Origin of the sequence: Micromonospora sp. NPDC051925 (assembly GCF_044548625.1) — a bacterium.
Taxonomy (GTDB): Bacteria; Actinomycetota; Actinomycetes; order Mycobacteriales; family Micromonosporaceae; genus Micromonospora.
Window position 1 is genome coordinate 1 of the sequence record NZ_JBIUCH010000047.1, and the last position, 12,111, is coordinate 12,111.

General features: G+C 70.0%; 9 protein-coding genes and 1 tRNA gene. 8 read left to right on the top strand and 2 right to left on the bottom strand.

Features of this window, described 5'->3' with window-relative positions:
- Nucleotides 1-560: 560 nt before the first annotated feature.
- The 6 genes from ACIG87_RS32060 to ACIG87_RS32085 all read left to right on the top strand — a co-directional run bounded on the left by ACIG87_RS32060 (nt 561) and on the right by ACIG87_RS32085 (nt 5,570).
- Nucleotides 561-1,967, top strand: a complete 1,407-nt coding sequence (locus ACIG87_RS32060) for an APC family permease (RefSeq protein WP_396855369.1) — start codon at nt 561-563, stop codon at nt 1,965-1,967.
- Nucleotides 1,964-2,977: an acetamidase/formamidase family protein gene (locus tag ACIG87_RS32065; RefSeq protein WP_396855370.1), complete on the top strand. Its 1,014-nt coding sequence runs from the start codon at nt 1,964-1,966 to the stop codon at nt 2,975-2,977. Before ACIG87_RS32060 ends, ACIG87_RS32065 begins: the two co-directional genes overlap by 4 nt.
- A gap of 10 nt (nt 2,978-2,987) precedes the next feature.
- Nucleotides 2,988-3,659, top strand: coding sequence for a GPP34 family phosphoprotein (locus ACIG87_RS32070; RefSeq protein ID WP_396855371.1), 672 nt, complete (start codon nt 2,988-2,990; stop codon nt 3,657-3,659).
- A gap of 109 nt (nt 3,660-3,768) precedes the next feature.
- Entirely contained in the window at nt 3,769-4,632 is an 864-nt protein-coding gene (locus ACIG87_RS32075) for a hypothetical protein (protein ID WP_396855372.1), read from the top strand.
- Between the two features lie 63 nt (nt 4,633-4,695).
- Complete coding sequence (locus tag ACIG87_RS32080) at nt 4,696-5,346, top strand: GNAT family N-acetyltransferase (protein ID WP_396855373.1); 651 nt, start codon at nt 4,696-4,698, stop codon at nt 5,344-5,346.
- Between the two features lie 152 nt (nt 5,347-5,498).
- A tRNA-Lys gene (locus ACIG87_RS32085) sits at nt 5,499-5,570 on the top strand.
- Between the two features lie 322 nt (nt 5,571-5,892).
- Here the strand turns inward: ACIG87_RS32085 and ACIG87_RS32090 are convergent.
- Nucleotides 5,893-7,359, bottom strand: coding sequence for a tyrosine-type recombinase/integrase (locus ACIG87_RS32090; protein ID WP_396855374.1), 1,467 nt, complete (start codon nt 7,357-7,359; stop codon nt 5,893-5,895).
- Between the two features lie 2 nt (nt 7,360-7,361).
- Nucleotides 7,362-7,748 (bottom strand): DNA-binding protein, encoded by a 387-nt coding sequence (locus ACIG87_RS32095; RefSeq protein WP_396855375.1) that lies wholly within the window; start codon nt 7,746-7,748, stop codon nt 7,362-7,364.
- 1,861 nt (nt 7,749-9,609) lie between these two features.
- Here ACIG87_RS32095 and ACIG87_RS32100 point away from each other — a divergent pair.
- Together ACIG87_RS32100 and ACIG87_RS32105 are read left to right on the top strand one after the other, a co-directional pair.
- Nucleotides 9,610-10,476, top strand: a complete 867-nt coding sequence (locus ACIG87_RS32100) for a hypothetical protein (RefSeq protein WP_396855376.1) — start codon at nt 9,610-9,612, stop codon at nt 10,474-10,476.
- 422 nt (nt 10,477-10,898) lie between these two features.
- Nucleotides 10,899-11,867, top strand: coding sequence for a replication-relaxation family protein (locus tag ACIG87_RS32105; RefSeq protein ID WP_396855377.1), 969 nt, complete (start codon nt 10,899-10,901; stop codon nt 11,865-11,867).
- Nucleotides 11,868-12,111: the final 244 nt, after the last annotated feature.

The window sequence follows — 12,111 nt, forward strand, 5'->3', positions numbered from 1 at the left end:
CACCGTCCTCCGCGAGCTGCAATACCACCTCGCGACGTGGCTCGGATTCTGCCCACTCTGCCACCAACTGGTACCAACCTAACAAAGCACTACTAACCAGTACAGGGTGCCATCCCCCGCACGCAGCTGGTCATAGCTCACAGAGGCGCGAACCGCGTCCTCCGTCGAGACCACAGCGATCCTGTCCGCCAGCCTCACGGGTCCTCCTCGAACAACTTCCGTGCGCGACCGTAGACAGCGCCCTCGTCGACCGGCCTTCAGGCCCCGGCAACGGCGTAAAAGAAGTTGTCGTGCCGCCGAGCCGGCGCCAGTGTTCCCCAGACACGGTCGACTCTACGCGCAAGCACTTCGTCCCTGCCGCTGGACGGTACGGCTCGAACTGCCGCTGGGCCGCTCAAGTTCGGAGCGACAAATTCGATGCGGACAACTTGCTTTGTCCGCATTTACGGTATCGACCACGCCATTCGGATCGAGTGACCATTCGGAGCGTGAAGCAATTCACGCGCGGCCCAACATTGGACGTTCTGCCGCTGCCGACACGAGCTCTTCGGAAGGGTGCAATGCAGCTACAAGATGAATTGACACGCTACGGCTACCGCCAGGAGTTAGCCCGGAGGCTGCGGTTCCGGGACCTGGTCGCGTACGGCCTCATCTACATGGTGCCGATCGCGCCGATGGCGATCTTCGGCAGCGTGTACGCCGGTTCCGGCGGGATGGTGGCTCTGGCGTACGCGGTCGGGGTGGTGGCCTTGGTGTTCACCGCGTTCTCGTACGCGCAGATGGTCAAGGCGTTCCCCATGTCCGGCAGCGTCTACAACTACGCGGGCCGTGGCATCAGCGCGCCGGCCGGGTTCCTGGCCGGTTGGGTGATCCTGCTCGACTACGTGCTCGTGCCGGGGTTGTTGTATCTGGTGGCGTCGGTGGCGATGCACGCCACGGTTCCGGCGGTGCCGGTGTGGTTGTGGCTGCTCGGGTTCGTCGCGGTCAACACGGTCGTCAACTCGGTCGGTATCCGGATGACCGCGATGGTCACCCGAGTGATGCTGGTCGGGGAGTTGATCGTCCTGGCGGTCTTCCTGGCCGTCGCCGGCTGGGCCATCGGGACGGGCAGAGGCCGGTTCAGTTGGGAGGCGTTCTACAACGCCGACACGTTCACCTGGTCTCTCGTCGCGGGGGCGGTGTCGATCGCGGTGCTGTCCTTCTTGGGCTTCGACGGCATCAGCATGCTGGCCGAGGAAACCAAGGGTGGCTCCCGGCAGATTGGCCGCGCGATGGCCGCCGTCCTGATCCTGGCCGGGGTGCTGTTCATCGCCCAGACCTGGCTGGCCGCGATGCTCGTCCCCGACCCCGGCAATCTTCTCGCAGAGGGGGATCCGAACGGCACCGCCTTCTATGACGCCGCCGCCGTGGCTGGGGGAGGCTGGCTGGCGACCCTGTGTGCGGTGGCAACGGCGATCGCGTGGGGGTTGCCGAACTCGATGGTCGCGCAGGTCGCCACGTCCCGGCTGTTGTACGCGATGGCCCGGGACCGGCAGCTGCCGGCGTTTCTTGCGAAGGTGTCGATCCGCCGTAACGTGCCGATCAACGCGACCCTGCTCACCGGCGCCGTGTCCCTGGTGCTCGGCCTCTACATGGCGACCCGGGCGGACGGGATCACGCTGTTGTCGTCGCTGATCAACTTCGGGGCGATGGTGGCGTTCCTGGTCCTGCACGTCTCCGTGGTCGTGCACCACCTCATCCGCCAGCGAAGCGGCAACTTGTGGGCGCACCTGGTCATGCCGGGCATCGGGTTCGCGATCCTGGCCTACGTGGTGGTCAACGCCAACATCGCCGCCCAGCGCCTCGGTCTCGCCTGGCTGGCCCTCGGAATCGTCGTACTCGCTGGCCTTTACCTGACCGGCCGCCGGCCGACCCTGTCGGGTCTGGCACCCGCACAGATGCCAGCTCGTGACATGGAACGGGTGTGACCGGCATGGACGAGATCACCTACCGGCCCGCTCGCGACGAGTTGGCCTACACGTTCGGCGGGCGGATGCCGGTGGCGCATGTCCGCTCCGGCGACGTGCTGCGGGTGTTCACCGAGGACTGCTTCGGCGGTCTCGTGCGTGGTCCGGCGGATCTGCCGTCGAGGGTGTGCCGGATGCCGTACCTGAACCCGGTGTCCGGGCCGTTCTTCGTCGAGGACGCCGAGCCGGGCGACACTCTCGCCGTCCACCTCGCCGCCATCGAGCCGGCGCGGGACTGGGGAATCTCGTCGACGTTCCCGCACTTCGGGGCGTTGACATCCACTGCCCACACCGCGACGTTGCAGCCGCCGCTTGAGGAACGGGTGTGGGCGTACGACATCGACCGGCAGGCCGGCACGGTCCGGTTCCAGGCCACGGGAACCGACCACTGCGTGGATCTGCCGTTGGATCCGATGATCGGCACGATCGGGGTCGCTCCCGGTGGGTTCGAGTCCCGCTCCACGATCGTCCCCGATGTTCATGGCGGGAATCTGGACACCCCTGAGTTGCGCGCCGGGACCACCCTGTACCTGGGGGTGAACGTGCACGGGGCGATGTTCGCCCTCGGTGACGGGCACGCCCGCCAGGGCGAGGGCGAGGCCTGCGGGGTCGGGGTGGAGATCGCCACGACCACCACCCTGATCATTGAGGTCATCAAGGGCGTGCCGACGGTGTGGCCCCGGCTGGAGACCGACCGGGAGATCATGTCGGTCGGCTGCGCCCGCCCCTTGGAGGACGCCTACCGGATCGCCCACCGCGACCTGGTCGACTGGACCAGCACGCTCACCGGCCTGGAGACCCTGGACGCCTACCAGTTGGTGTCGCAGGCCGGTAGGGCGCCGATCGGCAACGTGTGCGACCCGAACTACACCGTCCTCGCCGCCGTCGGCAAGACGTTGCTACCGGCCCCGGCCGCTACGTACGGCGGGGTGCACGCCCGGCTGCGGCAGCGCGCGACCGGGCTGCGGTAGGGGGCCGGGAATGACCGCGTCGATTCCCCAACTGCCGCTGCGTGACGAGTTGTTCCTCCTCGGCCACAACGACGACACCGGCCAACCCCACATCCACCGCCGGGCCCTCGCCCTCGGCATGGCCGGCGCGGTCCTGATCGACCTGTTCCTCGCCGGACGGATCGGCCTCGACCAGCCCGACGACCCCCACCCGGAGGGTGGCCAACGCATCCGCCTGCACCGCGACCGGCCTGTCGGCGACCTCATCGCCGACAGCGCCCTAGGCGGCATCCGCCCCGCCCCACCCCTGCGGGCGTGGCTGCGCGGATTCGCCGATGACCTGTACGAACGCACCCGCGCCGGACTACACGCCGGCGGGATCCTGCACGCCACCCACCGCCGCCGGCTCGCCGGCCTCGCCCGCACCGAGATCTACCTGCCCACCGCCACCAAATGGGCCGTCGTCCCCCGCGCCCGGCTGCGGTACCTCGCCACCGGCCGGGAACCACCGGACAACCACACCGCCGCCCTCGCCGGCCTCGTCGCCGTCCTCGGCCTGACCACCCACCTCTACCTCGACGACACCACCACGGCCGCCGCCCGGCTGCGGGCGATCGCCCAGCAGCACTACCGGCCGGTACGCGACGTCACCGCCGCCGTCGACGCCGCCGTCGGTGACCTCGCCACGGCCGCCTACCGCTGACCCCCATCCCAGACTCCCGGAGCCGATGACCGTGACCCAACCACCCTCGACGCCCGCGAACCCGCCACACCCGTGGTGGCCCGGCGTCCGGATCAGTACCGCGTTGTCCGTGCTTGGCCTGCTCGGCGCTGCGGCCCTCATGCCCGCCTGCACCACCCACACCCCCGCCGCGGACGGCACCCACGGGCAGATCACCTCACCCGCCGCGCGATGTGAGGTCCCCGCGCCGTTGACCGCCGCCGAGCTGCGCGTCCTCGCCGGGCGGACCGCCGGAACGCCGCCCACCGTGCTGTCCCCGCCGCGACCAGCCGCCGACGTGCTTCCCCAGGTCGCTGCCGGGGCAAGCTGCGACGTCCCCGGCCGGTTCTCGTTCGTGCAGATACAACAATGGGCCGCCGACACCCGCATCGACGGCCGACGGGCGACCAGCACCATCGTGGTGTTCCAGCGGCGGCACTGGCGCGCCGACAACGGCTCCGGCCGTGCCGTCAGCATGCGCTACCCGCCCGGCCTGCAACCCACCACCGACCAGACCTACCCGCCCGGCGAACTCGACGGAAGCATCGGCCCGGTCGCCGCCGACCCCGCCAGCCTCACCACGCAGATCACCACCGTCACGCCGCCGTTCCTCGGCGCACCGGCGGTCTTGGACGCCTTAGCCGGGTTGACGACGTGGCGTACGCCTGACCGCGACGCCCGCAACGCGATCCTCACCCTGTTGCGCCACACCAACGGGTTGAACTACCACCCCGCGGTGCGAGACCGCGCCGGACGCACCGGTGTCGGCATCAGCGCCACTGGTCAACACGGCGATGTCCGCAGCCTGCTCATCCTGCACACGGCCACCGGCGAGGTCCTCGCCTACGAACGCGCCCACCTCAAGCCACCTCAGGGCAACCAGACCCGCACTGGCCGTGTCGAGGACTACCTGCTGTTCAGCGTCCACACCCGCACGAGCACCACCACCCCCTGACAGCGCGTCGCCAACCCGGCGGCAACTCCCACCCCGCTTCCCGGACTGATGAAGGGATTCGTCATGGACGTCACTGCTCGCATCCGCGCCGCCCGTTGGACCGACAAGGACAAGGTCGCCGCGCTGATCGCCGACGCCCTGCTACCCGACCCGCTGGCCGCGTGGCTGGTATCCGAGGCGACCCGCCGACGCCGCGTCCTCACCGACGTGGCGGCGATCTGGGTGGAACACGCCATGTTCTACGGCGACACCTACGTCACCGACGACCTGAACGCCACCGCGGTCGGCTTCCACCGCTACCGCAGCATCCCGCCACCGGCGAACTACCGCCACCGGCTCGCCGACGCCGCCGGCCCTCACGCCGACCGCTTCAACCAACTCGACACCTTGCTGTCCGAGCCTCGACCCACCGAGCCGCACTACCACCTGGCATTCCTCGCCGTGCATCCCGACGCCCAAGGTGCGGGACTGGCGACGGCGATGCTCACCCACCTGCGCAGCCGCCTCGACCGCATAGACCTGCCCTCCTGGACCGACACCACCACCAACGCCCAGAACCTCTACACCCGCCACGGCTACACCCCACGAACGGCGATCACCCTGCCCGACGGGCCGACCCTGCAGCCCATGCGACGCAATGCCGACCACCGTGGCACCTTCCCGATCAACACCGCCCGCCCCGCCGATCACCGGTGGCAGGACCTGCATGCCTAGTGAGCAGGCGGCCAAGTTCCCGATCCGACGGATTACTCGGACGCCCGGGCGACGCTTGGTCGACGGCCGAGCCCCCACGGCGTCAGCTCACCCGCACAGCCCAGGTGGACCTCAACCTCAATGCGGGTGATCGGGTAACCTGAGGGCCCTACGGGCCGTTAGCTCAATGGCAGAGCTGAGGACTTTTAATCCTTAGGTTCTGGGTTCGAGTCCCAGGCGGCCCACTTCTGAGCTGGGAAGATAGCTGTTCATCGTTATCTTTCGGCCGCCCCATGCGGACATTTGTCGGTTTTGCGGTTTAGATGCGCGAGCAACCGTCGAGCACCCAATGTCAGAATGACGATCCCCGTGTCGCCGCCGTTCAAGGCGTGAGCTGTCCTCGCGCGGCGACAGGTCGTCGGGCACGCCGCAGCAACGGCGGCGCGGGCTTGGCTCGATTCCCGGTGCGCCTGGTCACGAGCCGGATGCGGCCGGCCATTTCGGGCTAAACCGCATCCGGGGGTGTCGCGGAGCATCGCCGCGGCGGGCGGTTGGGGCGTGTGGGCGTTACGCGGCTCGGCGGCGGCGGGGGACGAGTTTGGCGGCGGCTTCGGCTTTGGCGCGCTCGACGTCGAGTTCGGCGATGACCGAGGTGTAGGTGTCGGTCATGGCCAGCGAGGAGTGGCCGAGCAGTTCCTGGATGTCCTTGAGGTCGGCGCCGGCGGCTTTGAGGTAGGTGGCGGCGCAGTGTCGTAGGTCGTGCAGCCGGATCGGGGGTAGCCCGACGTCGTGGACGAGGGCTTCGAACCGGTCGGTCACGGCGTGGGGGTGCCAGGGCTTGCCGTCGGGTTGGACGAAGAACAGCCCGGTGTCGGGCCAGGCGGCGCCGGCGGCCAGTTTCCACTGGGCGCGGCGAGTGTGGTGGGCGCGCAGCGCCGCGTGGGTGAAGCTGTCGATGGCCATCACCCGGTTACCCGATTCGGACTTGACCTTCTTGATCACGGGTGTGTAGCCGAGGGTGGTCAGCTGTTGGGTGACGCTGATCAGCGCGTTGTCGAGGTCGACGGCGGTGTCGGTGAGCCCGATGGCCTCCCCGCGCCGCAGGCCGCGGTGCAGGATGAGCACGAACAGTGGGTAGAGGGCGACGTCGTGGTCCTCGGCGTGGTCGAGGAACTGTCCGGCCTGCTGCGGGGTCCACACCATGACCGGGCTGGGCCGCTCGCCGGTGTCGCGCCATTTCTGCACGGCCTTGGCGGTCCACACCCTGGCCTTGGGGCGCACGCCGGTAGGCAGTTCGACGTGGGCGGCGGGGTTGAAGTCGATGAGCCGGTTGTTGCTTCGGCGGATGGCGTCGTTGAGGGCTTTGCGCAGGGTGGCGCGGATGCGGTGCATCGTGGACGGTTTGGTGGGGCGCTGGCCGCGCACGCTGGCCCGGATGGCGGCATCGTCGCTCTGGCGGGCGACCTCGATGGCGGTGTTGCGGTCGGCGATGGCGGTGAACATCGCCTCGATGTGCTCCACCCGCAGCTTGACCAGGGGGATCGCGCCGAGGTGGGGCACGAAGTGGATGCGGATGTGCGACGCGTACCCCAACACGGTCGCGGGTTCGATGCCACGCCGCGACGCCAGCCACTGGTGCAGATACTCGCCGACGGTCGTCGTGGCGGTGGCGGGTAACCCTGCCCGGACCCGCCGGGCGATGGTGTCGCGGTCCGGCAGCGGAGCGCCGACGCGGGTGGCCATGAGCAGGTCAGCGATCTCAGCGGCCACCGCCATGTCGTCGCCGGCGAGAGCGAGCAGGGTCTTGGCGTGGTCGCGGTCGGTGGTGGCGGCGTCGCGGGTGTCGAAGGTGCTGCGGCGCAGCTGACGGCGTGCCTGGCCGGGGTGGACGGGAAGTTCGAGTTGGTAGGCCCACCGGCCGTGGGTGGGACTCCACGCCCCGCCGGTCCGGCGCAACTGGGGGCAGCGGTTGCCGATCTTGCGGCCGTCGGCGTCGCGGCAGGAGCATCGTTTGAAGACGGATCCGTCCGCCATGATCAGGTATTCCCTTCGGTCGGGGTGTGCGGCAGCCAGGGGCTGCGGATTCGGTCCGGGTTGATCCACGCGTGCCTTCGGCCCGCGATCAAGTCGCCGTCGAGCGGCTCGGCCGCGGGCTCGGGTTCGTCGGCGGCGGGCAGGTGCAGGGCGTGCAGGATCGCCGGGACCGGCACCCGGTAGCGGCTACCGAACCGCAGCACCGGGACGGGAAGCTGGCCGCGCTTGGCCAGGTCGTAGGCGACGGACCGGGACAGCCCGAAGATCCGGGCCGTGGTGCCCAGGTCGGTGACCGCGCCCAGGGCGCGGATCCGCTGCGCGGTCCACGTGTCGTCACCGGCCGGGTCGGCAGGCGGCCGATGGCCGCGCTGGTGGTCAGGAGTGGTCATCGCGACGTGTCCTCCCGGCGTTCCGCGGAGGGCGGCGTCGGGGCTGGGTGCGGGACGACGGTGGCGGTGGACGCTCCGGCGCCGAGGCGACGGAGATCGGCCGGGGCTGCCGGCGGCGAGTCACAGGGTGCGCCGACGCCGGCGGGTGCTCGGCGGGCTCGGCCGGTCAGGGTCGGGCCGACCAGGTGCGGGGTGGCGGACCGGACGGCTTCGTGGTGATGCGGCGGATACTCGATCATTTGGATGTCGGCTCCACGCCGCGCCGGTGGTGCGCTGACACCTAGAAACCCGCGTTTGTGTGCTCTGACGAACGCCTGCTCCACTCACAGCCGCTCACAGCAACTCACAGCGCCGCCGATTCGATCGGTGCCCTTTCTCAGTTGACCTGCTCTTTCTCAGCAACTGAGGTGATCCGATGGGAGGGGTTCTGACTCGAGGCGCTTCGCTGCGGCCGGCGGCGCTCACGCCCAGCTTTGACGGAGCATCCGGCCAAGGGCCACCGAGCCGTCGGACCGAGGCGCCCTACGCAGCGACGCCCGCGCCCCGAGGTTCGGCCACACCGCTGCGCGCGGGACAAGAGCCGCCAGCCCCCGGCCGTGGACGCTGACGCGCGACGGATCAGCGGAAGACCGACCGGCCTGCCGCCTTCTCCGGCGAAATGATCCGCTCAGACGCGCGCCCCTTTCCTGAGCAGCGTGACCAGTCATGGACACCAGGCACGCGGCCACCGAGATGTCATCGTGTCATCAACTGTTGTCTATGACACCGTGTCATCGTGTCCATGGCGCTGGGGCGGCAGTGTCATGACGTACGCGGCGACCGTCGTCGTCGGCCCGCTCGCCGCGAGGGCCGCTGAAGGCGTGGCCACGACGGCTTTGCCGTAACCGCCGCCCGCCGCCCGTGACCGCCGTCGCGCCTGCGCCGCCGCCTGTATGTCACCCGCGCGGCGCGGGCTCAACGAATGTCAAAGTGCTGGTCAGCGGCTTGCCCGGACAAATGTCAACGAAGACCGTCGATGTCATCGTGTCACGGCATGGCAGGCGCATTGTCATGCGCGGCGGCACCAGCACGGACGCCGCGATGACACGACCGTCGTGACCGGCGGGAGTGCCACCATGTCCGAACGCATCGACAGCCGCCGTTGGCAGTCTCATCACGGGGCGGCGCCGCTGGCCACGATGACACAACAGGCGACGCCGCGCCGATGGCGCGGCCATCGTGACCTCCGACGGTGTCATCGTGCCCGAACGCATCGACCGGCCTCGTTGACATTGTCAACGTGTCACGGGTGACGCCAGCGAGAGTGACGCACCCCTTCGACGCCGCCTCGATGCCACCGCCTCGATGCCACCGCCTCGCGGCTGCCACGTCGACACCAAGACGGCCCGCGCCGGCTGGCGAACGATCCTGCTCTGGCCGCTGGGTCGCCCGATCGGCAGCCCGCCGGCACGCCGGGTGGCGAGATCGGCTGCTCACTGCGGCCGCAGGGCCCCGACTCGCGGCTGTTGTGAGCGGCTGTGAGTCGCTGTGAGTTTCTGTGAGCGGCTGTGGGCGGCGCGGAGACCCGCAAGGAATGGGAACCAGGGCGTACTCCATTGGGGTGCCGCGATCGGTGGGGTTTCTGGTCGGCTGACCGCTCACAGTCCTGCTCAGAGGCGCACTTGTCCTCGCCGGTCGACCGGCCGACAGGGCCGATCGGGCGCGCCGGCGCCTGCCGCGGCCACGGGGCGCCTGGTGGCGGCATTCCGGCCGTGACCTGCGCTGTGAGCGGTTGTGAGTGAGCCGGTCGTGGCGTAATCGGCATCCAGCGTCGCCGAACACGGCGACGCCCGATGGTCTTCCTGACCCAGGAGAGTTGATCATGAGTGTCTCCGACACGATCTGGCCCGCCGCGCCCCTGGACGCCGTCGACGTCGCGTTCGCGGCGCTGAGCGGCGGCCCGGCCCCCCTGTACATCGACCTTGACACGTTCGGTCCGGATGACGGCCTACCGCCGGGTGTCCTGACGCTGCCGGCGCTACGGGACTGGCTACTGGCGAACCCGCGCGCCTACACCGCCCGCGACGCGGTGTGGCGGGAGCTGATTCGTCGTGCCCGCCGGGACGGGCCGCAGTGGGTCATCGCCGCGGTCGGCATGGCGATGCCAGCGCTGCGCCGCTACGCGAGGCAGTTGTCCGGCGGCTACCGCGTTGACCCCGACGACATCGACGCCGAGATCCTCGCGGGTTTCCTGGCGGCGCTGCGGGACCACGTGGACCTGACCCGCCGGGCACCTTACGCGTCATTGTGCCGGGCCGGGTGGCGCGTCGGGCACGCGCTGCGCCGACAGGCCGGCGAGTTCATCGCGGTCGAGGACGTGGAGCACGTCACGGGACCGCGGACCCCGCAGGTGCCCTACGGCCATCCCGACCTGCTGGTACGCCGCGCGGTGCACCTGGGAATCCTCGACGCCGACGACGAGCAGCCCTACATCGACGTGCGACTGGGACGGCGGGCCATGGATCCCATCGCGGCCCGGATGGGCATCAGCACCGACGCCCTGCGCATGCGGTTGAGCCGCATCGACACCAGCCTCGCCGAAGCCCTCGCCAGCGGCATGCTGACCGGCGCGGCATCCCCGCAGGCCGCCGAGGCGTTGGCGGCGCGAGCCGAACGCCGAGCCAGTCTGCGCGCCGCCAGCCGCCATCGCGTCCCCACCACTACTACCACGTCGACGGCGGCCGCGTAGGTCCACTGTCCCGGGGAGCCCCTCCCAGCGCCTGCACTTCCGTCACGGAGGACTCCCTGACCGGATCACCCTCAACTGAGAAACGCCCGCTGTGAGTGCTTGTGAGCGGTTGTGAGTTAGGCAGGCGTTCGCCAGAGCACACAAACGGCGGTTACTTAATGACGGCGCCAAAGCCGCGGTGCGCTCGGCTCCTCGCCGTGCCGCAAGCCCAGCCGGCGATCCGGCCGCGCGGACCGGCCGGTGCCGCACCCCGGGGGCCCGTCCAGCACTCAACTGGCGGGCCGCCGCCCTGCCACCACCGCGACGTAGCTGCCGCGGCGGCGTGCTCCGCCCGCGTGTGCCGCACCGAAGCGGCCACACGGGCATCCATCCACCCCCAGCCACGCCTCACCGGGAATGGCGCCATCTTGGAGGTACCGGTCATGGCGACCACCTACCATCCCCAGTTCACTGTCCCGTCCACCCGACCGATCCCGGCGGAGCTGCTCCTGGCCGAGAGCGGCCGCATGCGCCTGCCCGACTGGTGGGCCGTCGAGATGCTCGCCGAGCACCGCGTCCTGACCACCGCGCAGCTCACCGCACTCGGCTTCGCCACCACCACGGCGTCGGCAACCCGACGTCTGGCGATCCTCGCCCGCCGCGGCTGGATCGACCGCCTCTGGAACACCGGCGCCGCGGCCATCGCCGACACGTGGTGGTGCCTCGGCCCGATCGGCGCCCAACTCACCCCACTCGACGAAGACCACGATGTCACCCCGGCGCAGGCGTACCGGACCCGCGACCGGCTCCGCGAACACCAGGGCCTGCCCGGCCTGCTGCAGGCCAACACCTTCTTCGTCGACCTGGCCACCCACGCGCTCACCAAGCCCGGCAGTGACCTACGCACCTGGTGGTCACCGCGCACCTGCCGACACGTCACCGCGGCCCGACATGCCGCCTGGCACGGCGAGTACATCCACGACCGCAACCGCCATGCGTTCTGGTACCAGCCCGACCCCGGCGAGATCCGTCCCGCCGACCTCGCCGACCACGTCCACGCCTACCGGCGGCTGGCCGAACAAACCGGCCTGGCGACCCTGCTGTTCCACGCCGCCGACCCGCAGCGAGAGCAGGAACTACGCCGCTACCTCGAGCGCCGCAACACGCGGCACCTCACCGTCGTCACCAGCAACCCCGAGCACGGCCACCCGGCCGACCCGGTCTGGCAGCCGATCGGCGAGACACACCGCCTCGCCCTGACCGACCTTCCCCACACCCCCGATCAGTGGCCACCCGACACCGTGACCTTCAAGGAGGTACGGCCCCGAGCCCCACACCCCATCTACGACCCCGAACGCCCCTACGAAGAATCCGTCGCCAACGGCGAGTACCACTACCCGCCGCACCACTGACCAACCGACGACCGCCGCTCCTCGACCGGACCAACCGGGCCGGTCGAGGAGCAGGCCAGGGTGGGCCCAAAAAGGCGATCACCTGGTCGCTGTAGGGGACTGGCGAGGTTGCCGTTCGCCTCGAACCCGAACGGCAACGCCTGCGGCTCTCAGAGGTTGATTCGAGAGGTTTCGTCCGCCGAGGGTTTGACCGGGGTTTCGGGGGCTACTCGAGGAGCTAACTGGACGGCGGCGATGGGGCGAG